This window comes from Sphingomonas citricola, assembly GCF_019429535.1.
In the GTDB taxonomy this organism is placed as follows: Bacteria; Pseudomonadota; Alphaproteobacteria; order Sphingomonadales; family Sphingomonadaceae; genus Sphingomonas; species Sphingomonas citricola.
In genome coordinates this window covers 266,830-291,495 of record NZ_JAHXZM010000004.1, presented here as the reverse complement: position 1 = coordinate 291,495, position 24,666 = coordinate 266,830, and the positions used below count along the sequence as shown (strand labels likewise).

Here is a 24,666-nt window from a genome sequence, read left to right as displayed (position 1 = left end):
CGGCGATCAGATCCCCTCGCCGCTCAAACGCTGGCACACCATGTCGAGCTGCTCGAGCGTGCTATAGTCGAGGGCGATCGTCCCGCTGCCCGCGGGCGTGAACGTGATCCTGACCTTCAGGCCCAGCAGATCGGCGAGTTGATTCTCCAGCGCGGCGATGTCCGCGCCGCTCGTGTCACCGACTGTTGGCTCGGCGACGCTCGGCGAGCTGGCCTTCGGTTTCTTCTTTCCTGTGCTCGCCAGCTTCTCGGTCTGTCGTACCGACAGCCCCTTGGCTACGACCTGACTGGCGAGTGCGGCGGGATCGGGCGCGGTGATGATCGCGCGCGCGTGCCCCATCGACAGCGATCCGTCGACGACCTGAGACTGGATCGCGGGCGGCAGGTCGAGCAGCCGGAGCAGGTTGGCGACGTGGCTGCGCGACTTGTGAACGACCTTCGCGAGCGCCTCCTGCGTATGCCCGAACTCGCCGAGCAGCCGCTGATACGCCTCGGCCTCCTCGATTGCGTTCAGTTCCTGACGCTGAATGTTCTCGACCAGCGCGATCTGCAGTGTGTCGCTGTCGCTGTAATCGCGGACGACGACGGGTACCTCGTGCAGCCGCGCGCGCTGCGCCGCGCGCCAGCGACGCTCGCCCGCGACGATCTGATAGCCATGCCCGTGTGGACGCACGACGATCGGCTGGATGATTCCGCGCTCCGCGATCGAGGCGGCGAGCTCCTCTAGCTTGGTCTCGTCGAAATGGCGCCGCGGCTGCTCGGGGTGCGGCGAGATTGCGCCAACCGGAATCATGCGAACCGACGCACGTGCCTCGCCGCTGGCCGATGCCTCGCGCTCGTCGCGCGCGACGTCGCCGAGCAGGGCGCCCAGGCCGCGGCCCAGCCCCCCGCGATTGCGCCTTGTCGCTGCCTCGCTCATGCCGCGACCTCCGCCTCAACCTTGGGCAGCCGCACGATCAACTCGCGTGCAAGCGCCATATACGCCTCCGATCCGCTGCATCGATGATCGTAGATCAGCGCGGGTAGGCCGTGGCTCGGCGCTTCGGACAGACGCACGTTGCGCGGAATGACGGTTTCGAACACCACCTTGCCGAGCACCGCGCGCACGTCGCTCGACACCTGTTCGGTCAGGCGGTTGCGCCGATCGTACATCGTCAGCGCGACGCCCAGGATCGACAGCGCGGGATTGAACCGCGCGCGGATCCGCTCGACGGTGCTGAGCAACTGGCTCAGCCCCTCTAGCGCGAAGAATTCGCATTGCAGCGGCACGAGCAGCGCATCGGCCGCGACCATGGCGTTGATTGTCAGGAGTCCAAGCGAGGGCGGGCAATCGATCAGAACGATGTCCCAATCGCCGCAGCTCTGCTCCAGCGCCATGTGCAGCCGGTGCGTGCGTTGGTCGAGCTCGACGAGTTCGATCTCCGCGCCGGACAGGTCGACGGTGGCGGGGATGATGTCGAGTTTGGGAACTGCGGTGTGAACGACACCCGCGTCCAGCCCACCCGCGTCGATCAGCACGTCATAGCTCGACCGTGTCCGCATCGCGTGACCGATCCCCAGCCCGGTCGATGCGTTACCCTGCGGATCGACGTCGATCAGCAGTACCCGGTGTCCCGATGCGGCGAGCGCGGTGCCGAGATTGATCGCGCTGGTGGTCTTGCCGACGCCGCCCTTCTGATTGGCTATCGCGATGCAGAACATCGGGGGCGTACTCCTGTCGCGATCAGTAATGAGGATGCGGGATCAGTGATGCTCTGTTCCACGTGGAACGTTCCGTGCCATTCCGCGCGTGCTTTGACAATCTCATCCTGCCCCGATCGCCCGCGCGGAAGCAGGTAAGTGGTTAATGGCGAACGATAATGAGCGGTTATCGCGAACAGCGCATCGACGGCCGCAACCGCGCGCGCGGAAATGATGTCGGTCCGCTCGACCGGGGCCGTCTCGGCGCGCGCCTGATGGACGGTTGCCTCGATGCCGAGCATATCGACGGCGTCGCGCAGGAAGGTTGCCCGCTTAGCACGCGGTTCGACCATCGTGACGTGCCCGTCGAACAGGATGGCGGCGACGATCCCCGGAAAGCCCGCGCCCGTGCCGATATCCGTCCACGTCCGCGCGTTGGCGGGGGCGACCGCCAACAATTGCGCGGAGTCGGCGATATGCCGTGACCAGATCAGTGGGATCGTCGAGGGGGAGATGAGGTTCTGCCGCTCGGTCTCGTCACGGACGATAGACGCAAAACGTTCGAGCCGAGCAATCGCGGGGGAGGGGAAACGCTCAGCAAGCCACACACGTGCTTGATCCTCGTTCATGCGTGCTGCTTCTGCAATTTGCGGGCGTGAAGCCACAGGGTCGAGAGCGCTGCGGGCGTGACGCCGCGGACGCGCGACGCCTCGGCAAGCGTGCGGGGGGCGGCAGTCGTCAGTCGTTCAATCATCTCGTTGGAGAGCCCCGGAACATCGTTCAGCGTCGACAGCGGGGGGAGGGCGATACCCTCGTCCCTGCGCATTCGCTCGATCTCGTCAGCCTGACGAGCGAGGTAGGGGGCGTAACGCTGATCCTCCTCGATCTCGCGCACGATGTCCGCCGGTGCCCCGTCGGCAAGACCGGCGCGCACGCGCGCGCGCTGTTCGTCGCGCGCGGTGATATGTGCGCGACGTGCCGGCGTGACGCATTCAATCGCTATCGCCAGCGGCGACAGCCGCGTCTCGGCATTGTCGGCGCGCAGCGAAAGCCGGAACTCGGCGCGCGCGGTCAGCATCCGATACGGCTCACTCACCCCCTGGAGCACGAGGTCGTCGATCATCACGCCGATATAGCTGTCCGCGCGATCGAGCTTCACCGCGGCAAGATCGCACGCGTGGGCGGCAGCGTTCAGCCCTGCGACGAGCCCCTGCGCAGCGGCTTCCTCATACCCGGTCGTCCCGTTGATCTGGCCGGCGCAGAAGACGCCGGGGATCGCCGAGAGGTGGAGGTGATGATCGAGCGCGCGCGGATCGACATGATCATATTCGACCGCATATCCCGGCGTCGTGATGCGGGCACGCTCCAGCCCCGAGATCGAGCGAACCATCGCCTCTTGCACGTCGGTCGCGAGCGAGGTGGAGATGCCGTTGGGATAGACGGTCGCGTCGTCGAGCGCCTCCGGTTCGAGAAAGATCTGATGTCCGTCGCGATCGCCGAAGCGGTGAACCTTGTCCTCGATCGACGGGCAGTAGCGCGGGCCTTGCCCCTCGATCGCACCGCCGAACAACGGTGAATCGTCGAGTCCGCCGCGGATGATGTCGTGCGTCTCCACCGTCGTCCGCGTGATCGCGCATGCGACCTGTGGCAGCGCGCGCGCCGCGGTCATCGGTGACATCGTCCAAGCGTCGGCGTCGGACGGCTGCGGCTCGAGCCGCGCCCAATCGATCGTCCGGCCGTCGAGCCGCGGCGGCGTCCCCGTCTTCAATCGCGCGATCGGCAGCCCTTCGCCGCGTAGCTGTTCGCCCAGACGGTTGGCGGGTGCCTCGTCCACGCGCCCGCCCTCGTGTCGCTCGCTTCCGCGGAACAGCCGTCCGCCGAGGAAGGTGCCGGTCGCGAGCACGACCGCGCGGGCATGGATCACTTGCCCCGTGGTCGTGACGACGCCGCCGACACGGCTGCGTTCGATCACCAGCTCGGCAGCCTCGCCGGCCATCACGACGAGGTTCGGGTACGCGCGGAGCAGCTCCTGCACTGCGGCGAGGTAACGGCCGCGATCGGCCTGTATCCGCGGACCCTGGACCGCGAGCCCCTTGCTACGATTGAGCATACGATGGTGAATCGCCGCGGCATCGCTCGCCCGCGCCATCAGTCCGTCGAACGCGTCGACCTCGCGAACGAGGTGCCCCTTGCCGAGCCCGCCGATCGAGGGGTTGCACGACATCGCGCCGACACGCTCGGGGCGCTGCGTCAACAGCGCGACCCGCGCCCCGCGGCGCGCGGCCGCTGCGGCCGCCTCAGTACCAGCGTGGCCGCCACCAACGACCACCACGTCAAAATCATGTTTCACGTGGAACATTCATTTCCCAACGCAGAAGCGCGCGAACAGGGCATCGAGCATCGCCTCGGTGGCGTCGACACCCAGCAATGCGGCCAGATGACCGCGCGCGGTGCGCAGATGCTCTGCCACCAACAGCAGGTCACTTTCAACTGCCGCCTGCCGCAACGCGGTGTGCGCAGCGACAACGCGGTCACGCTGTTGCCGATGGAGCAACGCGGTGGAGGTCGGCGGAATGAGGTCGGCTGCGCGCTGTTGGATATGGTCCCAGAGCCGCTGTACGCTCACCGGGTCCCCGATCGCTGTCGCGATCGCACCAGCGGGAGCCGGAGTGCGATCGATCGCATCGGCGCGCGCGTGGACCAATACAGCGCCGGCAGGGGCGGCATCGGGCTCCCCAAGCCACAGGACGATGTCGGCGCGATCGACTGCCTTGCCCGCGCGCGCAATCCCGATCTGCTCGATCGCGTCGTCGGTGTGTTCGCGCAGGCCCGCGGTGTCGATCAGCAGGAACGCACTGCCGCCGCGATCGACGACCGCTTCCAGCGTATCGCGCGTGGTGCCCGCTTGCGACGTGACGATGGCGGCATCGCGCGCGAGCAGTGCGTTGAAGAGCGACGACTTGCCAGCGTTGGGCGGCCCCGCGAGCACGACCGTCACCCCCTCGCGCAGACGTTCCACCGTTGGGCGCTTGAGCACCGCCGCAATGTCCGATGCAAGCTCGGCGATATCCGCCGTTACGGGAAGCTGATCCGCCGCAGCGACATCGTCTTCGTCACTGTAATCCAGAGACGCCTCGACCACGGCGGACACACCCGCGATCCGCGTCAGCCAATCCGCCACCGCGCGGCTGATCTCGCCCTCGGTCGCGGCGAGCGCAGCCTTGCGTTCGCGTTCGGTCTCAGCGGCGAGCAGATCGGCCAGCCCCTGCGCTTGCGCCAGATCGAGCCGGCCGTTTTCCAGCGCGCGTCGCGTGAACTCACCCGCCAGCGCGGGGCGCAGACCGGGAAGCCGCGCGAGCTCCGCCTCCACCGCGGCGACGACCGCCCGCCCGCCATGTAGGTGAAACTCTGCCAGATCTTCCCCCGTCGCGGTCGCCGGACCGGGAAAGGTGAGTACCAGCGCCTGATCGAGCGCTTCGCCATCCCCGCCGCGCAAGGTGCGCAGCGTTGCGCGCCGCGGTGTCGGCAGCGCGCCCGCAATCCGGCTCACGATATCGAACGCTGCCGGTCCGCTGATCCGCAGGACTGCGATCGCCGCAGGCGGACGGCCGCTCGACACTGCGAAGATCGTGTCCATCAACCCGCCGGCTTCGCGGCCGCGTTGAACATCGTGCGCCAGAAATCGATGCTCGCGTCGCCCATCGGCGCCCAGTTCTTCATCATCGCGTTGATCGCCTCCGGAGAGACGCCGCCATGATCCATCGCCTCCCGCATCCGCGCCAGATAATGGTCGTGCAACGGGGACAGGTCAGGCAATCCCATCGCGCGGCGTGCCTCCTCCGGCGTGCATTCGACTTCGATCGTTACCTTCACTCTGTGATCTCCCGTGACGTGCCCGCCCGACACCGCGACATCATGCCCGACCTCGCTGTCGCGCGGCAACGTTCGCGCGTTGCGACCGTTCGGGCACGTGGCTAGGCGCTAGGTGGTGGGTGTGCGCCCACACCGCAATCGACGGAGACGACCATGACCTGCAATGTGACGCTGGATACGCTCGACGGGCAGACGATGCCGGCCTACCGCGCCGAGCCCGAAGGGACGCCCAAGGCGGCGATCATCGTCATCCAGGAGATTTTCGGAGTCAACGCAGGGATCCGCCGCAAGTGCGATACGCTGGCGGAGGCGGGCTATCTCGCGATTGCGCCCGATCTGTTCTGGCGGATTGAACCGGGCATCGAGCTCGATCCCGACATCAAGCCGCAGATGGACCGCGCGCTGTCGCTGATGGGCCAATTCGATCAGGACGCGGGCGTGCGCGATATCGAGGCTGCCATCCGCTACGCGCGTGACGAGAGCGGTGGCCGCAAGGTCGGCGCGGTCGGCTACTGCCTGGGCGGGCGGCTGGCGTATATGACCGCGGCGCGCACCGACGTCGACGCGAGCGTCGGTTACTATGCGGTTGGCGTCGACGGGCTGCTCGGTGAGAAGCAGGCGATCGCGCATCCGCTGATGCTCCACATCGCGGGCGAGGACGGCTTCGTCGACAAGGAAACGCAGGCGAAGATGCACGAAGGGCTGGACGATCACCCCAAGGTGACGCTGCACGATTACGCGGGCGAGGACCATGGCTTCGCGACCGAATTCGGTGAGCGGCGGTCGGATGCGTCGGCCAAGCAGGCAGACGAGCGTACGATGGCGTTCTTCGCCGAACACCTCGATTGAGGCGGTGCGGGCGGGGTGTCGCGCCCCGCCCGATCTAATCACACCGGTTGCCCGTCAGTGTCGCGCAGCACCTCGCGACGGCCGACGTGATCGGGGCGGCTGACGACGCCGTCCTTCTCCATCCGCTCGATCAACCGTGCAGCGGAATTGTAGCCGATGCGAAGCTGGCGCTGGATCCACGACGTCGACGCCTTCTGGCTCGAGCAGACCAGCGCAACCGCGGCGCGATATTGCTGGTCCTCGGCCGAATCCTCGCCCGTTGGCGCGCCGTCGAGCGCGAAGCTCTGTTCGGGCTCCTCGGTCACCGAAGTGATATAATCGGGCGCGCCCTGCGCACGCCAATGGTCGGTCACCGCCTGCACCTCGTCGTCGCTGACGAAGGGCCCGTGGACGCGGACGATGCCCTTGCCGCCGGGCATGTAGAGCATGTCGCCCTTGCCGAGCAGTTGCTCCGCACCCTGTTCGCCAAGGATCGTGCGCGAATCGATCTTCGAGGTGACGTGGAAGGAGATACGCGTCGGCAGATTGGCCTTGATCACGCCGGTGATGACGTCGACCGAGGGGCGCTGTGTCGCCATGATCAGGTGAATGCCCGCCGCGCGCGCCTTCTGCGCCAGCCGCTGGATCAGGAATTCGACTTCCTTGCCCGCGGTCATCATCAGGTCGGCGAGTTCGTCGACGACGACGACGATCTGCGGCAGCACGTCGTAATCGAGCTGCTCCTCCTCGTGCACCGGACGGCCATGCTCGTCCCACCCGGTTTGAACGCGGCGGCCGAGCGGCGATCCCTTGGCCTTCGCCGCGCGTACCTTCTCATTGAAGCTCGCGAGGCTGCGCACGCCGACCGACGACATCTGGCGATAGCGATCCTCCATCGTCTCGACCGCCCACTTGAGCGCGCGCACCGCCTTGGCGGGATCGGTGACGACGGGTGAGAGCAGGTGCGGGATGTCGTCGTACATGCTGAGTTCGAGCATCTTCGGATCGATCATGATCATCCGGCACTGGTCCGGCGTCAGCCGGTAGAGCAGCGACAGGATCATGCAGTTCAACCCCACCGACTTGCCCGATCCGGTGGTGCCCGCGACGAGCAGGTGCGGCATCGGCGCGAGATCGGCGATAACGGGGTCGCCCGCGATATTCTTGCCCAGGATGACGGGCAGTTGCGCGGTCAGGTCGTCGAACGTCTGCGAGCCGACGAGTTCGTGTAGCGACACCGATTCGCGCTTCTGGTTGGGCAGCTCGATCCCGATCACGTTGCGCCCGGGGATCACCGCGACGCGCGCCGAGATCGCCGACATGTTGCGCGCGATATCGTCCGCGAGCTGGATCACGCGGCTCGCCTTGATCCCCGGCGCGGGCTCGAGTTCGTACATCGTGACGACGGGGCCGGGGCGGACCTCGACGATGTCGCCCTTGACGTTGAAGTCGTCGAGCACGGTTTCGAGCAAACGCGCATTGCGCTCCAACGCCGCCTTGTCGACCGGGCCCGAGGTCGAGACGGGCGCGGGATTGAGCATGTCGAGCGTGGGCAGGACATAGTCGCCGCGCGCTTCCCCGGTCGGCGCGGACGCGGCCTTGGGCCTCGCTGCGGTCGGCGCGAGCTTTCGTTCGCCGATGACGGGGGCAGGGCGATCCTCCGCCTCGATTAGCGGTTCGGCGCGCGTCTCGCGGCGTGCGGGCGGCGCGGAGAGTGCCTGGCTTTCCTCGAGCTGTTCCTCGTCCTCGTCGTCGTACAGATAGTCGTCGTCGCTGCGCGCGCGGATGCGACGACGCGCGAAGCGGCCGAAATCGATCTCGAGGCTACGGCCCCACACGATTACGCCCGCGAACCCGGCCAGCAGCCCCAGCGCGACCAGCGCCCACCAGCTGACGGCCGCATTATGCGCGAACGCGAGGCCCCATTGCGCGCCCGCGACGATCGCCAGCCCGACCGCGCCGCCCCAGCCGAATGGCAGCGCCGGCACCGCATCGGGTGAAACGCACGCGAGCGCGACTGCCATCAGCGCGACGCCGAGCATCGCGGTCCGCAGCATCCGCCCCCACGCCCCCGCGGGCTCGTCTCGCCACAGTCGCATCGCGACGATCGGACCGACCGGCAGCAGCAGCGCCCCCGCGGGTCCGAACACCATCAATGCGATATCGGCAAACCACGCGCCGACGGGGCCAAGCAGATTGTCAACCCCGCTCCCTGCGGTATTGAGCGCGCTGTCGCCGGGATGGTAGCTGGCGAGCGCCAATGCCATCGCGGCCGTCGCCACGAACAGTGCGATCGCGACCGCGAGCGACCAACTGCGCAGCGCGCCCGCCTTCACCGTCTCGCGCCACAAGGGTGCGGTTGCACGGGTCGCCATAACTGATCCTCAGCGATGTATGAAAAGGGGTAAACCATCAGCCCACCGTCCGATTTCGTCAAGCACGCGCCGTTGGCAGCCGCGGCGATGGGCGGTAGAACTTGGCGCATGAACAACGCTTCCGCGCACGCAGACGTCCTCATTCTCGGCGGTGGTCTGGTCGGCAGCACGCTGGCGATCGCGCTGGCGCAGGCGGGGATGACCGCGATCGTCGTCGATCCCGCCGACCCGGCGGTGATCCTGTCCGCCGGGTTCGACGGCCGCGCCTCCGCGGTGGCGAGTGCGAGCCACCGCCTGCTCGACGTGATCGGGGTTGGGGAACGCTTGCGCGGGCAGGGCTGCGCGATCCGCCACATCCGCGTCAGCGACGGGCTCGCGCCCGGCAAGCTCGACTTCGTCCCCGGCGAGCAGGACGAGCCGCTCGGTACGATGTACGAGAACCGGCTGCTGCGCACGACGTTGTTCGAGGCCGCGTCGACGACCGACGGCGTCGATCTGCGGATGCAGACGCGCGCGACCGAGGTGGTGCGCGATCTGGACGGCGTCACCGCGACGCTGTCGGACGGCAGCACCGTCACCGCCGACCTGCTCGTCGCTGCCGAGGGGCGCAATTCCCCGACGCGTGAGGCGAGCGGGATCACGGTCGCGCGCTGGCGCTACGATCACACCGCGATCATCGGCGCGTTTCACCACGAACGCAGCCACGAGAACATCGCGTTCGAGATCTTCTACCCGACCGGCCCGTTCGCCTTGCTGCCGCTGCCCGACGATGACATCGGGCACCGTTCGGCGATCGTGTGGACGGTCGCGTCCGACCAGGCGGCGGGGATGCTCAAGCTCGGGGACCGCGGCTTTCTCGCGGAGGCGGAGAAGCGGATGGGCGGTTTCCTGGGCACGCTGTCCGCGCCAAGCCCGCGCGCGTCCTACCCGCTCGGCTTTCACCACACCACGCGCGTTACCGACACGCGGCTCGCGCTGGTCGGCGACGCCGGGCACGGTATCCATCCGATCGCGGGGCAGGGGCTCAACCTCGGTTTCCGCGATGTCGCCGCCTTGGTCGAGGTATTGGTCGAGGGGCGCCGCCTCGGGCTGGAGGCAGGCGATGCGCAGCTGCTCGCGCGCTATGAACAATGGCGCAGCGTCGATACCTTCGCCGTCGCCTTCGCGACCGACACGCTGACGCGGCTGTTCGGCATTCCCGGCAAGACCGCCAGCGCGGTGCGGCGTTTCGGCATCAGCGCGGTCGACGCGATCACGCCACTCAAGGACCGTTTCATGGCGGAGGCGCGCGGCGAGAGCGGTCAAATGCCGCGGTTGCTGATGGGGATGCCCGCCTAGGCCGCGACGGGGAAGCGCAGCAACCGGTCGTCGAGCGCGACCAGTGCCTCGGCCCTCGCGCCGGTGACGCGCACGATCTCGGGATGCGTGACGTCGAGCCCGCCGGTCAGTGACCCGAATGCGGGAAAGATGAGCTTGCGCGTGCTGGCGACGAAGCAGCGTCGCGCGACCAGCTTGCCGCGGACGCGGACGCGTAGCTTGGGGTGGAAATGCCCCGACAGCTCCGGGCGTGTCTCGCTGGCGATGGCTTCGTGGCGCAGTATGACGCCGTCCACCTCCGCCTCGTCGCACACCGCGCCGCCGCAGCGGTCGACCAGTACGCGGTCGTGGTTGCCCGTGATCCACGTCCAGCGAGTCGTGCCCGTCAGCGCGGTCAGCAGGTCGCGCGCCTGTGGGGGCAGGCGGTCGCAGCCCTCGATATCGTGGAAGCTGTCGCCCAGGCACCAGACCTCCTCCGCCGCGGTCGCGGTGACGAGCGCGGTCAGATCAGCGAGCGTGCGGATCGAATCGTACGGCGGCAACATCTGCCCGCCGCGCGCGAACCAGCTCGCCTTTTCGAGGTGCAGGTCGGCGACGAGCAGCGCGCGCCGCGCCGGCCAAAACAAGGCCCCTTGCGCGAGCGCACGCCACTCATGTCCGCCGAACGAAAGGGGAACCATGCGCGCCCCTTACGCGCCGGCCGGCCGCGTGATCAAGCAGCAATGCCAGAAAGTTCAGCCGGCATAAGCCTTTACCAGATCGAACAGGTAATTGCGCGACGCGTAGAGCGAGGAGATGCGCACGCGCTCGTTCAACCCGTGCGTGCCGTTGTTGTCGGGCTCGAGGAACATGCCCGGCGCGCCGTACACCGGGATGCCGATCGCTTCGTAGAAGATGCCGTCGGTCGCGCCCGTCGACATCAGCGGCAGCAGCGGCACGCCGGGGAAATGCTTGGCCGCGACCCGGCGCATCGGCTCGACGATCTTGGGATCGAGCGTCGGCGGGATCGCGGTCGGGCGGATCGGCTGGTTGGCCGTGACGGTCACTTTCGGCCCTGCGAGCCGCTTCAAGGTAGCGAGCGTGCCGTCGACGCTTTCGCCGGGAAAGATGCGGCAGTTGATGTTGGCGGTGGCGCGCTGCGGCAGCGCATTCTCGGCATGGCCCGCGTTCAGCAGCGTCGCGACGCAGGTGGTGCGCAGCGTCGAGTGTAGCGTCTTGTCGCGGCTGACGATCGCGTCGGCCGCCTTGTCGTTCGGATTGGCGAGCAGGCGGTTGATCGCGTTACCCGTCTCACCGCCCATCCGCTTCGCAGTCGCGGCAAAGAAGGCGCGTGTCGTGTCGGTGAAGGTGACGGGGAATTCGTACCCCTGCACCGCCTTCAACGCGTCGGCGAGTTCGTAGATCGCATTGTCGGGCGGCGGCGCCGAGCTGTGGCCGCCGGGGTTGGTGACGAGGAAGGTGTAATTCTGCGCCGCCTTCTCGCCGACCTGCACCGCGAGCAATTGCCGGTTGCCCTGCGCGTCGAGCCGTCCGCCGCCGCCTTCGTTGAGCGCAAACTCGGCCGCGATCAATTCGGGGCGGTTCTTGGCCAGCCATTCGGCGCCGTTGAACGCGTAGGTCGTCTCCTCGCCGCAGCTTAGCGCGAGCTTGATCGTGCGCTTGGGCTTGTACCCCTGCTGACGAAAACGGATCATCGCGTCGGCCCAGATCGCGGCCTGCGCCTTGTCGTCGACGGTGCCGCGCCCGTAGTAGAAGCCGTTCTCCTCGACGAGGGTGAACGGGTCGCGCTGCCAGTCGGCGCGCTTCGCCTCGACGACGTCGAGGTGACCCATCAGCAGCATCGGCTTGGCGTTCGGATCGCTGCCTTTCAGCACCGCGACCAACCCGCCGTCATTGGGGTGATCGGGGGTGGAGAACAGCGTGATGTCCTGATCGGTATAGCCCGCCGCCTTCAACCGCGTCGCGATCTGCGCCGACGCCTTGGTGCAGCTGCCGGTGCCGACGACGGTGTTGGTCTCGACCAGCTGTTTATACAGGTCGAAGAACGGCTTCTCGTCCGCGCGCATCTGCGCACCGGCCGGCATCGCGGCGAGCATCACGCCCGCTCCCGCCAGCGCCGTGCCGAGCAGCCCCCGCACCCACATTCCACGCATGCCCATCCCCTCGTCGATCTCGTTGGCAGCAGCGTTGCAGCGATCGCGCGCGGACGCAACGCCGATCAGCGCGCGGCGGCACCTCGCGGCAGCAGCAGCCGCAATTCGCGATTGGCGAAGTCGACCTCGACCCTTCGGAACAGCTTGAGCGCATCCATGCCGAGGAACAGTGCGGGCTTGTCGTCGAGCGCGAAGGCGCGGAACGGCGCCGCATCGGCGAAGGCGATCGGCAGCCCGGAGATCGACGCGGTGCCGAGTTTCAGTTCGCGCACCGCCGCGTAATCGGCGACCAGCGTATCGCCCAGCACGCTCACCATTTCCGCCTGCGCCTGCTTGCCCCCGCGTGCCAGCATCCGCTGCAATGCGCGGTTGCCGAGGCTGATCGAGGTGCCGGTATCGAGCACGACGCGCACACGCCGCCCGTTCAACGTCGCGCTGGTGACGACGAGCTGGCCGAACAGGCTCCGCGCCTGGATCACGATCTCACCGGGCGCCGCGCGCGGTGCGCGGTCCTGCCGCGTCGACGGTGCGACACTCATCCGCCCCGCGTCGAAGTCGATGACGAGCCGATGCCCCTGCAACGTATCGATGCCGAGCAGACCGAGCGCGCCGAGATCACTGCCCTCGAGTGCGGGCGCCTCGATCCGTTCGCCGCCGATCGTGCTGACCGACAGCGACGGGATGATCACCGTATCGACCACGCTCGACCCCGTCATCGCGGTCAGCCGGACGCGGCGGCCCGCGGGCAGGTTGAGCCGGCGCGCTAATTGCCGCGAGATCACACTGCGCTGCGCACCGGTATCGATGATGAAGCGGTACGGTCCCGCGCCCGCGATCTGCACCGGCACGGTCATGCGCCGGTCGACCTCGGCGAAGGACAGATCGTCGGGGGCGGGAGCGTTCGCCGCGGGCGCGGGCCCGGGCCCGGTTGTGGACGGAGCGGAGACGGCGGCGGGCGGGCCGGGCACGGGAACCTGCGCGGGCGCGGCGCACGTGATCGCGCCGAGCAGCAGCGCGGCCGGATACCTCTCCATGGCCGCGATGCTACGCCTGTCCGCGGCCACGTCAACGCGGGGTCGCCTTACTCGATCGCCATCGCTTCCTGTGCCAGCGCCTCGGCCTCGATCAGCAACGCGTCGTCGGCGCTGTTGGTCGAGATACGCTCGCGCCCGATCAGCACCAGCACCGGCACCGCAAGCGGCGAGACGCGCGGCAGGTCGACGTGGACCATCGTATCCGCCGCGCGCTCGAGCAGGCTGGCGAGCCGCCCGACATCGGTCATCCGCGCGCGCGCGTCGTTCCACGCGGCCTGCAGCAGTACGTGGCCGGGCTCGTACTGGCGGAGGACGTCGTAGATCAGGTCGGTCGAGAAGGTGACCTGCTTCCCCGTCTTGCGCTTGCCGGGATGCTGTCGCTCAACGAGCCCGCCGATCACCGCCACCTCGCGAAACGCGCGCTTCAACAGGTGCGAGCGCTCGACCCAGTCGACGAACTCGTCCTCCAGAATGTCGGCGGAAAAGAGCGCGGCGGGATCGGTGATCTTTTCCAGCCCGAAGCACGCCAGTGCGTAATCGTTGGCGACGAAGCCGAGCGGCTTCAGCCCCATCGTCTCCATCCGCTTGGTGACGAGCATGCCGAGCGACTGGTGCGCGTTCCACCCCTCAAAACTGTACGCGACCATGTAATGCCGCCCTTCGCGCATGAACGTCTCGACCAGCAATTGGTCGGGGCGCGGCAGGACCGAGCGGCGATCCTGTATCTCCAGCCATTCGCGCACGTCGGGCGGGAAGCGGTGCCATTCGGCCGGGGTGGCGAGGAAACCGCGCACGCGATCGGCAAGGCTGGTCGACAGCGGCATCCGGCTGCCACCGTAGGTCGGGATCCGCGCAGGCCGGCTGGTCGCGCGGACGATCAGATCCTCGGTATCGATCTTCTCGACCTCGAGGCTCAACCCGGCGAAGAAAAACGTGTCGCCGTGTGACAGCGTCGAGGCGAAACCCTCCTCGACCTTGCCGAGCGCGCGGCCGTTGCGGAAGCGGACCTTGAGCATCGTCGCCTCGACGATGATCCCGGCGTTCAACCGATGCTGCGCGACGAAGCGCGGATGGCTGACGCGCCACATGCCGTCCGCGTCCTGCGCCAGCCGCTTGAACCGGTCGTACGCGCGCAGCGAATAGCCGCCGTCGCGGATGAAACCGAGCACGCGGTCGAACAATTCGTCTGTCAGCGCCGAATAGGGAAGGGCGGCGCGTACCTCGTCGAGCATCGCGGCCTGTTCGAACGGGGCGGCGCACGCGCACGCCATCAGATGCTGCGCGAGCACGTCGAGCGCCCCCATGCGGAAAACGTCGGGGTCGAGCTCGCCTGCCTCGACCGCATCCAGCGCGGCGCGTGCCTCGAGATATTCGAACCGATTGCCCGGCACGACCAGCGCGCGCGACGATTCGTCGAGCCGGTGGTTCGACCGCCCGATCCGCTGGAGCAGCCGCGACGATCCCTTTGGCGCCCCCATCTGGATCACACAATCGACGTCGCCCCAGTCGACGCCGAGATCGAGGCTCGAGGTCGCGACCAGCGCGCGCAGCCGACCCGACGCCATCGCCGCTTCGACCTTGCGCCGCGCCTCTTTCTCCAGACTGCCGTGGTGGATACCGATCGGCAGCTGGTCGGTGTTCGACTTCCACAAATCCTGAAAGATTAGCTCGGCGAGGCTGCGCGTGTTGCAGAAGATGATGCTGGTGCGATTGCGCGCGATCTCCGCCATCACCTGCGCCGCGGCGTAGCGGCCCGAATGACCCGCCCAGGGCACGCGGTCCTCGGGCAGAAGGATCGCGATGTTCGGGTCGGCACCGCCTTCGCCCTGCACCAGGCTGACCGTATCGATATCGCCATCGGGGGCGAGCCAGGCGCGATAGCCGTCGGGGTCGGCGACCGTCGCGGACAGCGCGACGCGGCGCATGTCGGGCGCGATCCGCTGCAATCGCGCCATGCACAGCGACAACAGGTCGCCGCGCTTGCCCGTAGCAAAGGCGTGGACCTCGTCGACCACGATCGTGCGCAACTGCGCGAACATCGTGAAACTGTCGGAATAGCTCAGCAGCAGCGACAGCGATTCGGGCGTCGTCAGCAGGATCTGCGGCGGCTTCACGCGCTGGCGTGCCTTGCGGTCCGATGGCGTGTCGCCGGTCCGCGTCTCGACGCGGATATCGAGCCCCATCTCGTCGATCGGCGTGACGAGATTGCGCTGGATATCGACCGCCAGCGCCTTCAGCGGGGAGACGTAGAGCGTGTGGAGCCCATCGGTCGGCGCGTCGATCAGGTCGGCGAGCGTCGGCAGGAACCCGGCGAGCGTCTTGCCCGCGCCAGTGGTCGCGACCAGCAGTGCCGACCGGCCGCGCCGCGCCTCCGCCAGCATGGCGAGCTGGTGGCGGCGCGGTTGCCACTGACGCGCGTCGAACCAGCGCGCGAGGGGGGCGGGCAGATCGGTGGATGCGGTCACGGGGTCATCCGACCGCGACGATATCGCTCAGGCAAGCGCGATCACGGCGTGCGCGCGCGGTCCTCGGCCGATTGCTCGTGATAGTTTCGCCGCGTTGCCTCTTCGGTGCGGCGGAGTTCCGCCGGCGTCTGCTTGTTGCGGGTTTTGGCGAACAGGATCGCGCCGCCCAGAACGACGAAGCCGAGAATGACGACGATCGCCAGCAGACTGTCACCGAACATACGCGCCACTCCCGTTTCGTGATTGCGCGTCCAACGTGCGTGCCGCACGATTCGATCCCGGAACGCAGCCGCCGCCCCGCCGGTTGTGGGGGTGATGGCCGCTCGCACACAAACCCTCGGCGACTGGATCGAACCGCACCCGCACGGCATCTACGTGCGCCCCGCGGACGCGTGGATCGATCCCTCGACTCCGCAACCGCGTGCGCTGGTGACGCACGGGCACGCCGACCACGCGCGCGGCGGGCACGGCGCGGTCTGGGCGACGCCCGAGACGCTCGCGATCATGGACGTGCGCTACGGGCAGCAATCCGCGCACCCGGTGCAGTACGGCGAGACGATCCGCATGGGCGAGGTCGAGGTCGGCTACGTTCCCGCGGGTCACGTGCTCGGCTCGGCGCAGATCGTGCTCGACTATCGCGGCGAGCGCATCGTCGTGTCGGGCGACTACAAGCGCCGCAGCGACCCGACCTGTACCCCGTTCGAGCCGGTCAAATGCGACGTGTTCGTCACCGAGGCGACGTTCGGCCTGCCGGTGTTCCGCCACCCGGATACGGGCGACGAGATCGACAAGCTGATCGCGGCGCTCCACGCCAATCCGACGCGCTGCGTGCTGGTCGGCGCCTATGCACTCGGCAAGGCGCAGCGCGTGATCGCGGAATTGCGCGAACGCGGCCACGAGGCGCCGATCTACCTCCACGGCGCGTTGCAGCGCCTGTGCGACCTGTACGTCGAACAAGGCGTGCGGCTGGGCGAGCTGCGCGCGGTCGCCGACGCGACCAAGGCGGATATGGCGGGGCACGTCGTCATGTGTCCGCCGGGCGCGCTCAACGACCGCTGGTCCAGGCGACTGCCCGACCCGATCACCGCGATGGCGAGCGGGTGGATGCGCGTGCGCCAGCGCGCGCGGCAGAAGAACGTCGAGCTGCCGCTGATCCTCTCCGACCACGCCGACTGGGACGAATTGACGACGACATTGCTCGAGATCAGCCCGAAGGAAGTATGGGTGACGCACGGGCGCGAGGATGCGCTGGTCCACTGGTGCATGACGCGGCAGATTCGCGCGCGCGCATTGGCGCTTGCCGGGTTCGAGGACGAGGACGACTGACCGCGCATCAACCGCAATCGGGTTTGCCGCCGCCGTTCGCGTAGAGGAACGCGATCACGTCGGCGCGGTCGAGCCCGTTGCGCAGGCCGGGAAAGCGCATCGACGTACCCTTCACGAACGCAGCCGGGTTGGTCAGCCAGCGATCCAGCCGCGCGCACGTCCATGTGCCGCCGACCGATTGCAGCGCGGCGGTATAGCCGAAACGCTGGCTGTTGTGCCCGACCTGCGCGCGCGTGACGCCGTACAGGTTGGGCCCGTCGCGGTCGCCCGCGCCCTCGTTGATCGTGTGGCAGGCGGCGCACTGGCGAAACACCGCGCGCCCGGCCCCCGCATCCGCGACCTTCATCCGTGCTGCGAGCGGCGCATCGGGTGAGACACCGCGGTCGCGCGCGGCGGGCGCGCAGGCGGCGGTGAATGCCGCGAGCGCGAGGCTAGTCGAACGAACTGCCGCCCGCATCCTGATCACGCCCCTCCAGTTTCGCCCACAATCCCCCGGTCCCCGCCTCCTGCGCGCGATTGACGTATTGCGACGCGACGAGGCAGCCCTTGATCGGGCGCAGCGGCAACAGGCAGCCGAGCGCCATGATCGGTACCGAGGTGACGAGATGCACCCACGCCGGCGGGTCGTACGCCACCTGTATCCACACCACGATGAACGTCAGCGGCAGCGCGATGATGCAGAGCGAGAAGAACGCAGGCCCGTCGTCGGCGGCGGCGAAGCGGTAATCGAGCCCACAGCGCTCGCACTTGGGTGCGATCTTGAGCCAGGAGGAGAACAATCGCCCTTCGCCGCAGCGCGGACACAACCCCTTCAACCCGCAGCGCAGGATCCATTTGAGCGGCGACGGGCGCTCGGCGGGCGGTGTCTCGGGCTCGTCCATCTCGGCTAGATGGGCGCTCGCTCGCGGATTGGCGAGGGCGGCGCGACGACGAATGGCTGATCCACGTTACCGCGTCCCCTCCGCGTCAGCGCGCCGGCGCGCGCTCGACCTCGCCGCCCTTCATCACGAACGCGACATGCTCGAGCGTGCGCACATCCGACAGCGGATCGCCGTCGACCGCGATCAGGTCGCCGTATCGACCGGGCGCGATCGCGCCGACGTCGCTGCGGTTGAGTGCCTCGGCCGCGTTCTTCGTCGCCGCCTGGATCGCCTCGACAGGCGTCATGCCCCATTCGACCATCTTGGCGAACTGCCGCGCATTGTCGCCGTTGGGATAAACGCCGCCGTCGGTGCCGAACACCATCTTCACGCCGGCGGCGTGCGCGGCGCGGAACGTCTCGCGCTGCTTGCGGCCGATCACCTTTTCCTTCTCTAGGCTCTCGGGGAAGGCGCCGTTCTTCGCGCCCTCGGCCAGAATGTAGTCGTCGTTGTAGATGTCCATGCTGAACCACGCGCCGTGCTCGCGCGCGAGCTTGAACGATTCCTGGTCGGCGAGGCTCGCGTGCTCGATCGTGTCGACGCCTGCGCGCAGCGCGTCGTTGATCCCCGCGGTGCCGTGCGCGTGCGCGGCGACGCGCATGCCGAGCATGTGCGCCTCGTCGGTCACCGCCTTCATCTCGGGGTAGCTCATCTGCTGCGCGCCGGGCGAATCGCGCTTCGACAGGACGCCGCCGGTCGCGCAGATCTTGATCACCTCCGCGCCGTATTTGCGCATCGTGCGCACCAGCTTGCGATAACCGTCGGGCGTATCGGCGACGCTCGGATTGGGCAGCACCGCGAACGACGGCGGCAGCGCCTCGGTCGCGTCGCAGTGACCGCCGGTGGCACCCAGCGCATAGCCCGCGGGGACGATGCGCGGACCGGGCACGTAGCCGCCCTCGATCCCCTGTTTCAAGGCGACGTCGTCGTAATTGCCCGACCCGACGTTGCGCACGGTGGTGAAGCCCGCGTCGAGCGTCTTCTTCGCGTTCGCGACGCCGACGACGGTGGCGAAATTGTCGGTGAACTCCAGCCCACGATACCCCGACAGCCGCGGATCGCTGGTCAGGTGGACGTGCATGTCGATCAACCCGGGCAGCAGCGTGCGCGCACCCAGGTCGACCCGCTCCGCGCCCGCGGGAACGGCGTCACCGCGACGGCCGACCGCGGTGATCCGGCCATCGGTCACCACCACCTGCGCGTCGTCGACGCGGCGGCCCGACAGGACGTCGATCATGCGCGCGGCGGTGACGACGACGGTGCGCGCCTCGGCGGCGAGCGGCGAGAGCGCGAGCATGGTGGCGCCGAGAAGCGCGGAGAGACGATGCATGAAAAACCCTTCCCCTGTTGTGCACAACCTCGCCGCGCGGACGGCGGCGCACAAGTGCTTTCACGCAGTCGCGCCGGGTGCGCTCGCCCGGCGCGGCGGCGGCGGCCCGCTTTCGCTTGAATGGGTGAAGGATGCTGGCCTAGGTTCGCGCAAACGAGATTGAAGAGGGGATTGCGCGTGGTGCGATTGGCGTCGTTGTTGCTGCTGGGCGCGGGGTTGACCGTCAGTACCGCCGGATTGGCCCAGGAACGCGCGGGCGATCGCGCCGGCGCCGACAAGGCCGCGGCGAAGGAGAAACCCGGCCGCACCAATGCCGAGGTCCAGCGCGACGCGGTCGAGGCCGATTACGCCAGTGCCCCCGTCGCCGAGCGCGCGGAAGTATCGCGCGGCAACGTGACGGTCGCTGGCAGGCGGCTCGGCTATACCGCGACCGCGGGCACGCTGACGCTGCGCGATACCGAGGGCAAACCGACCGCGTCGATGTTCTACACCGCCTACACGCTCGACGGGACGAAGCCGGGCACGAAACGCCCGATCACCTATTTCTACAACGGCGGACCGGGCAGCCCGACCTTCTGGCTCCACATGGGGTCGTTCGCGCCGGTGCGGCTCAAGACCGGCAACCCCGAATCGATCCGCCCCGCGCCGTATGACTTCGGCCCCAACCCCGACACGTTGCTCGACAAGACCGATATGGTCTTCCTCGACGCGATCGGCGCGGGCTATTCGCGGCCCTTGGGCGACATGAAGCCCAGCGCCTTCTACGGCACCGACGAGGATGCCGACGCCTTTGCCAAGGCGATCATCCGCTACTCGACCAAATACGGCCGCTGGAATAGCCCGAAGTTCATCTTCGGCGAAAGCTACGGCACGCTGCGATCGGGCGCGCTCGCCTATCAGTTGCAGGACCGCGGCATGGCGCTGAACGGCGTCGTGCTGCTCTCGTCGATCATGAACTACGGCTATCGCCAGCCTGGACTCGATCAGGTCTATCTCAACTACCTGCCGAGCTACGCCGCGACCGCCTGGTACCACAACCGTGTCCCCAACCGCCCCGCCGACGTCGCGACGATCGTGCAAGCCGCGCGCGAGTTCGCGACCGAGCCATACATGTCCGCGCTTGCCAAGGGGCAGAACATTTCGGTGCAGGAACGCGACGCGGTCGCGCGGCGGATGAGCGAGCTGACCGGGCTCAGCCCGGAATTCATCATCCGATCCAACCTGCGCGTCGACCTGCCGCGGTTCCAGAAGGAACTGCTGCGCGGGACGCGCCAGACGATCGGGCGGTTCGATTCGCGCTACACCGGGCTCGACGCCGATGCGGCGGGCGAGCGGCCCGAAACCGATGCCTCGTCCGACGCGATCTCGGGCGCGTTCATCGCGACGTTCAACGATTATGCGACGCACACGCTCGGCTACAAGACCGACATGCCCTACCGCCTGTCGGCGCGCGACGCCGCCGGCTGGGACTGGAACTGGAAGCACCGCGCGCCGGGCGGCGGGCAGGGGATGCAGAACAACCCCAACACTGCGGTCGATCTCGCCGCGGCGATGCGCGCCAACCCGTACCTCCACGTATTATCGATGAACGGTTGGTACGACATGGCGACGCCGTTCTTCGGAACCGAGAATGACCTCGGCCACATGATGCTCGAACCCGCGCAGCAGCAGAACCTGAAGTTCACCTACTATCCCGCCGGTCACATGACGTACCTCAACCCCGAGGCGCTGCACGCCATGAAGCGCGATCTGTCGGCGTGGTACGACGCGGCGGTCAGCGATGCGAGGAACGGCACGCCCGCGCAGCCCGCCAGCGTGTCGGCGGCGCAGACGACGCCGCCGAACTGATCAAGAACAGGGGAGAAGATATGTCGATCCGTCACCTGACGCTGGTGCTGCTCGCCGGCGTCACCGCTCCTGCCATCATCGGCGCGACGCAGGCTCCGTCACCCGCGGCGCCCGCCGCCAGCAACACCGCGGCCGAGGATGCGCGCCTCGTCGCGTTCCTCGACCGCGCCTTCGACGAGCAGGTCGCGCTCAGCCCGGAGGCGCAGACGAGCCTGGGGTTGAAGACCAACTACGATCGTCTCGACGATTACACCGATGCCGCCGCGGTCAGGAGCCGCGACCTCGGCGAGCGTCAGCTCCGGCAGATGCGCGCGCAGTTCAGCCCCGCTCGGCTGGGGACAAGCGCACGGCTCAGCTACCGCCTGTTCGAGCAGCAGGCCGAGCAGGCGCGCGAGGCGTTCCGCTTCCGCGACCACGGCTATCTCATCTCGACCAACGGCAGCCCGATGGGCGAGGTGCCGGTGTTCCTGATCAACAATCACCGCATCGACTCGGCCGACGACGCGCGCGCCTACATCGCGCGGTTGCGCGATACCGAGCGCGTGATGCGCGAGAGCGCGGCCGAACTGCGCGCGCGTGCCGCCAAGGGAATCGTCCCGCCGAAGCTCAACTTCGCCCCCGTCCGCGCCGATGCGATGAAGGTCGTGACCGGCGCGCCGTTCACGACCGGCCCCGACACCGCCGTCCTCGCCGATTTCAAGAAAAAGGTCGCCGCGCTCACCATTCCGCAGGGGGAGAAGGACAAGCTCGTCGCCGATGCGGTCGCGGCGATGACGGGTCCGTTCAAGCGCGGCTACGACGTGATGTTCGCAGCGCTCGACGCGGTCGAACCGATGGCGAAGGGCGACAATGGCGCGTGGAGCCTGCCCGACGGCGCGGCTTATTATCAGCAGCGGTTGCGCGCGACGACGACGACCGACCTGACCGCCGACCAGATCCACCAGATCGGGCTGAACCAAGTCGCCTCGATCGGCCGTGAGATGGAGGCGATCAAGCGGCAGGTCGGCTTCACCGGCACGCTGCCGCAATTCTTCGACTACATCCGCACCGATTCAAAGTTCAAATATCCCAACACCGAGGCGGGCCGCGAGCAGTATCTGTCGGACGCGCGCGCTGTGATCGCGGACATGATGGCGAAGGCGCCGCGCTGGTTCAGCCACCTGCCAAAGGCGAAGCTCGAGGTGCGCGCGGTCGAGAAATGGCGCGAGGCGACCGCGCCCACCGCCTTCTACAACCAGCCCGCGCCCGACGGTTCGCGCCCCGGCATCTATTACGTCAATCTGGTCGACATGAACCAGACGCAGAAGGTGCAGATGGCGGGCATCTCGGTCCACGAAGGCGCGCCCGGCCACCATTTCCAGATCGCGCGCGCGATGGAGCTCGAAGGGCTGCCCAAGTTCCGCCGCTTCGGCGGCTACGGCGCCTATGCCGAGGGGTGGGGGCTCTATACCGAGCGGCTGGCGAAGGAGATGGGGGCGTACAAGGACCCGTATTCGGAATTCGGGATGCTCTCGCTCCAGATGTGGCGCGCGATCCGGCTGGTGCTCGACACCGGCATCCACGCGAAACGCTGGACCCGCGCGCAGGCGATCGAATATTTCAAGGCCAATAGCTCGGTCAGCGACACCGACATCGCGCGCGAGGTCGATCGCTACATCAACTGGCCCGGACAGGCGACCGCGTACAAGATCGGCCAGCTCAAGATCACCGAGCTGCGCGCCAAGGCGGAGCGGGCGCTGGGGCCGAAATTCGACATCCGCGACTTCCACGAGGCGGTGCTGGCGCAGGGCGCGCTGCCGCTCGACGTGCTCGAGGAAGAGGTCGACCGCTACATCGCGGCGAAGAAGGGATAGGCGACGGGACAGGCCGGGTCCGCGCCCGGCCTGTCGACAAGACTGTGGATAAGCCGTGGATTGTTGCGGCTAGCCCGCCAGAGCGCGCGCGCGTCGGCGCTGGACCGAGCTGCCGATCCCCATCGCCTCGCGGTATTTCGCCACCGTCCGCCGCGCGATGTCGAAGCCCTTGGCGTTGAGCAATTCGACCAGCGTATCGTCCGACAGGATCTTCGCCCCCTCGTTCGCGATCAGCGCGCGGATCGCGCTCTTCACCGCTTCTGCCGACACCGCGTCGCCGCCGTCGGCCGACTGGATCGCCGAGGTGAAGAAATATTTGAGCTCGAACAGCCCGCGCGCGCACGACAGATATTTGTTCGACGTCACGCGGCTGACGGTCGATTCGTGCATGTCGATCGCCTCGGCGATCCGCGACAGTGTCAGCGGCTTTAGGTGCGATACGCCGTGGACGAAGAACGCCTCCTGCTGGCGAACCAGCTCGGTCGCGACGCGGATGATCGTGCGCTGCCGCTGGTCGAGCGCCTTGACCAGCCAGTTGGCGCTGGCGAGCTGATCGCCGAGCCAGGCCTTCGACGCCTTGTCCTGCGCGCCGGCGGCGAGCTCGGCATGATAGCGGCGGTTGACCAGCACGCGCGGCAGCGTCGCGCCGTTGATCTCGACGTTCCAGCCCTTGGCCCCGCGCGTGACGTAGACGTCGGGGACGACCGCGGGCGCGACCTCGCCGCCGAAGCGGCAGCCGGGCTTGGGATCATAGCCGCGCAGTTCGCGGATCATGTCGGCCATGTCCTCGTCGTCGACGTGGCACAGGCGTTTGAGACGCGACAGTTCGCCGCGCGCGAGCAGGTCGAGGTTGTCGATCAACCGCGCCATGCACGGATCGTAGCGGTCGACCTCGCGCGCCTGGATCGCGAGGCATTCCGCCAGATCGCGCGCGCCGACGCCGGTCGGATCGAACGTCTGGATGACGCCGAGTACCGCCTCCACCTGCGCGAGCGGCACGCCCAACCGCTGCGCGACCTCGAGCAGGCGGACCTGTAGATACCCGGCCTCGTCGATGTGGTCGATCAGATGCTGCGCGACGAACAGGTCGCCGGCGGCAAACGCGGTGCCGGCCTGCGCGAGCAGATGGTCGGCGAGGCTTTCCGCGCGCGTGTCGGCGAACGCGTCGAGGTTGGGCATCTCGCCCCCAGCAACGCTGCCGCCACTGGGCCCCAGTGACGTGCCTCCATCCGAGGGCCCGTCGTCGAACCGCTCCGCCGCGATGTCGACGTCGAGCGCCTCGCCCGCGGCCTCGCCCGCCATCACCAGCTCGTCAGCACCCGCGGGCTCCTCGCGCGCCGGCGTTGGCGCGTCGGGTGCGACCACCGGCGCGTCGTCGGCGGCGGGCGCGGTTTCGAGTAGCGGATTCTTCTCGACCTCTTCGGCGATCACGCCCTCGATTTCGAGGTTCGACAGCGCCAGCAGCTTGATCGCCTGCTGCAACTGCGGCGTCATCACCAGCGATTGCGACTGGCGCAGGTCGAGCCGCGGCGCGAGGCTCATCGTTGGTCAGGCTCGCTCACGCCGGTGCGGCGCCGGCCGACTTCCCCACCCGACCGCCCGGGCGGCGTACCGACGCGACGCTCGGGTGGTAAAGCGGACCGGCATCGCACGAACCTCGACCAG

21 protein-coding genes are annotated in these 24,666 nt (G+C 68.1%); 5 read left to right on the top strand and 16 right to left on the bottom strand.

The genetic code is table 11. From position 1 onward, the window contains the following. Positions 1-6 precede the first annotated feature (6 nt). From KZ810_RS12020 to KZ810_RS11995, 6 genes are read right to left on the bottom strand one after another with little or no spacing between them, the layout of a single operon-like run. The gene (locus KZ810_RS12020; RefSeq protein ID WP_219769346.1) at positions 7-918 is read right to left on the bottom strand and encodes a ParB/RepB/Spo0J family partition protein; all 912 of its coding nucleotides are present in this window, start codon (positions 916-918) and stop codon (positions 7-9) included. Then, positions 915-1,700 (bottom strand): ParA family protein, encoded by a 786-nt coding sequence (locus KZ810_RS12015; protein WP_219769345.1) that lies wholly within the window; start codon positions 1,698-1,700, stop codon positions 915-917. Before KZ810_RS12015 ends, KZ810_RS12020 begins: the two co-directional genes overlap by 4 nt. Continuing rightward, positions 1,682-2,344, bottom strand: a complete 663-nt coding sequence (rsmG, locus tag KZ810_RS12010) for a 16S rRNA (guanine(527)-N(7))-methyltransferase RsmG (protein WP_308461543.1) — start codon at positions 2,342-2,344, stop codon at positions 1,682-1,684. The genes KZ810_RS12015 and rsmG overlap by 19 nt, the downstream gene beginning before the upstream one ends. Then, positions 2,305-4,038: a tRNA uridine-5-carboxymethylaminomethyl(34) synthesis enzyme MnmG gene (gene mnmG, locus KZ810_RS12005; protein ID WP_219769344.1), complete on the bottom strand. Its 1,734-nt coding sequence runs from the start codon at positions 4,036-4,038 to the stop codon at positions 2,305-2,307. The genes rsmG and mnmG overlap by 40 nt, the downstream gene beginning before the upstream one ends. Beyond that, positions 4,039-5,316, bottom strand: coding sequence for a tRNA uridine-5-carboxymethylaminomethyl(34) synthesis GTPase MnmE (gene mnmE / locus KZ810_RS12000; protein ID WP_219769343.1), 1,278 nt, complete (start codon positions 5,314-5,316; stop codon positions 4,039-4,041). Then, complete coding sequence (locus KZ810_RS11995; RefSeq protein ID WP_258044817.1) at positions 5,316-5,621, bottom strand: DUF6489 family protein; 306 nt, start codon at positions 5,619-5,621, stop codon at positions 5,316-5,318. The genes mnmE and KZ810_RS11995 overlap by 1 nt, the downstream gene beginning before the upstream one ends. An 84-nt stretch (positions 5,622-5,705) precedes the next feature. Here KZ810_RS11995 and KZ810_RS11990 point away from each other — a divergent pair, with 84 nt between their 5' ends. Next, positions 5,706-6,401: a dienelactone hydrolase family protein gene (locus KZ810_RS11990; RefSeq protein WP_219769342.1), complete on the top strand. Its 696-nt coding sequence runs from the start codon at positions 5,706-5,708 to the stop codon at positions 6,399-6,401. A 38-nt stretch (positions 6,402-6,439) separates the two neighbouring features. Here KZ810_RS11990 and KZ810_RS11985 read toward each other — a convergent pair whose 3' ends face one another. Next, on the bottom strand, positions 6,440-8,755 hold the full coding sequence (locus KZ810_RS11985) for an FtsK/SpoIIIE family DNA translocase (protein WP_219769341.1): 2,316 nt from the start codon (positions 8,753-8,755) through the stop codon (positions 6,440-6,442). Between the two features lie 108 nt (positions 8,756-8,863). On the opposite strand from KZ810_RS11985, the gene KZ810_RS11980 reads away from it, so the two are divergent. Further along, entirely contained in the window at positions 8,864-10,093 is a 1,230-nt protein-coding gene (locus KZ810_RS11980) for a UbiH/UbiF/VisC/COQ6 family ubiquinone biosynthesis hydroxylase (RefSeq protein ID WP_219769340.1), read from the top strand. On the opposite strand, the gene pdeM is transcribed toward KZ810_RS11980, so the two are convergent. The 5 genes from pdeM to KZ810_RS11955 form a co-directional block, all read right to left on the bottom strand. After that, positions 10,090-10,752, bottom strand: a complete 663-nt coding sequence (gene pdeM, locus KZ810_RS11975; RefSeq protein ID WP_219769339.1) for a ligase-associated DNA damage response endonuclease PdeM — start codon at positions 10,750-10,752, stop codon at positions 10,090-10,092. The genes KZ810_RS11980 and pdeM overlap by 4 nt on opposite strands. A gap of 54 nt (positions 10,753-10,806) precedes the next feature. Then, positions 10,807-12,225, bottom strand: coding sequence for a M20/M25/M40 family metallo-hydrolase (locus KZ810_RS11970; RefSeq protein ID WP_219769338.1), 1,419 nt, complete (start codon positions 12,223-12,225; stop codon positions 10,807-10,809). Positions 12,226-12,290: 65 nt separating this feature from the next. Continuing rightward, positions 12,291-13,259 (bottom strand): retroviral-like aspartic protease family protein, encoded by a 969-nt coding sequence (locus KZ810_RS11965; protein WP_219769337.1) that lies wholly within the window; start codon positions 13,257-13,259, stop codon positions 12,291-12,293. 47 nt (positions 13,260-13,306) lie between these two features. Continuing rightward, complete coding sequence (locus KZ810_RS11960) at positions 13,307-15,724, bottom strand: ligase-associated DNA damage response DEXH box helicase (RefSeq protein WP_219769336.1); 2,418 nt, start codon at positions 15,722-15,724, stop codon at positions 13,307-13,309. A gap of 41 nt (positions 15,725-15,765) precedes the next feature. Continuing rightward, positions 15,766-15,954, bottom strand: a complete 189-nt coding sequence (locus KZ810_RS11955) for a hypothetical protein (protein WP_219769335.1) — start codon at positions 15,952-15,954, stop codon at positions 15,766-15,768. An 85-nt stretch (positions 15,955-16,039) separates the two neighbouring features. Here KZ810_RS11955 and KZ810_RS11950 point away from each other — a divergent pair, with 85 nt between their 5' ends. After that, entirely contained in the window at positions 16,040-17,050 is a 1,011-nt protein-coding gene (locus tag KZ810_RS11950; RefSeq protein ID WP_219769334.1) for a ligase-associated DNA damage response exonuclease, read from the top strand. 7 nt (positions 17,051-17,057) lie between these two features. On the opposite strand, the gene KZ810_RS11945 is transcribed toward KZ810_RS11950, so the two are convergent. The 3 genes from KZ810_RS11945 to KZ810_RS11935 all read right to left on the bottom strand — a co-directional run bounded on the left by KZ810_RS11945 (position 17,058) and on the right by KZ810_RS11935 (position 19,300). Then, positions 17,058-17,507 (bottom strand): c-type cytochrome, encoded by a 450-nt coding sequence (locus KZ810_RS11945; protein ID WP_219769333.1) that lies wholly within the window; start codon positions 17,505-17,507, stop codon positions 17,058-17,060. Further along, positions 17,482-17,931, bottom strand: a complete 450-nt coding sequence (locus tag KZ810_RS11940; RefSeq protein ID WP_219769332.1) for a DUF983 domain-containing protein — start codon at positions 17,929-17,931, stop codon at positions 17,482-17,484. Before KZ810_RS11940 ends, KZ810_RS11945 begins: the two co-directional genes overlap by 26 nt. Positions 17,932-18,016: 85 nt before the next feature. Continuing rightward, on the bottom strand, positions 18,017-19,300 hold the full coding sequence (locus KZ810_RS11935; protein ID WP_219769331.1) for a Xaa-Pro dipeptidase: 1,284 nt from the start codon (positions 19,298-19,300) through the stop codon (positions 18,017-18,019). A gap of 180 nt (positions 19,301-19,480) precedes the next feature. On the opposite strand from KZ810_RS11935, the gene KZ810_RS11930 reads away from it, so the two are divergent. Beyond that, positions 19,481-21,148: a S10 family peptidase gene (locus KZ810_RS11930; RefSeq protein WP_219769475.1), complete on the top strand. Its 1,668-nt coding sequence runs from the start codon at positions 19,481-19,483 to the stop codon at positions 21,146-21,148. A 20-nt stretch (positions 21,149-21,168) separates the two neighbouring features. Continuing rightward, positions 21,169-23,001 (top strand): DUF885 domain-containing protein, encoded by a 1,833-nt coding sequence (locus tag KZ810_RS11925; protein WP_219769330.1) that lies wholly within the window; start codon positions 21,169-21,171, stop codon positions 22,999-23,001. A gap of 69 nt (positions 23,002-23,070) precedes the next feature. Here the strand turns inward: KZ810_RS11925 and rpoN are convergent, their stop codons facing one another. Beyond that, positions 23,071-24,543, bottom strand: coding sequence for an RNA polymerase factor sigma-54 (rpoN, locus tag KZ810_RS11920; protein ID WP_219769329.1), 1,473 nt, complete (start codon positions 24,541-24,543; stop codon positions 23,071-23,073). Positions 24,544-24,666 lie beyond the last annotated feature (123 nt).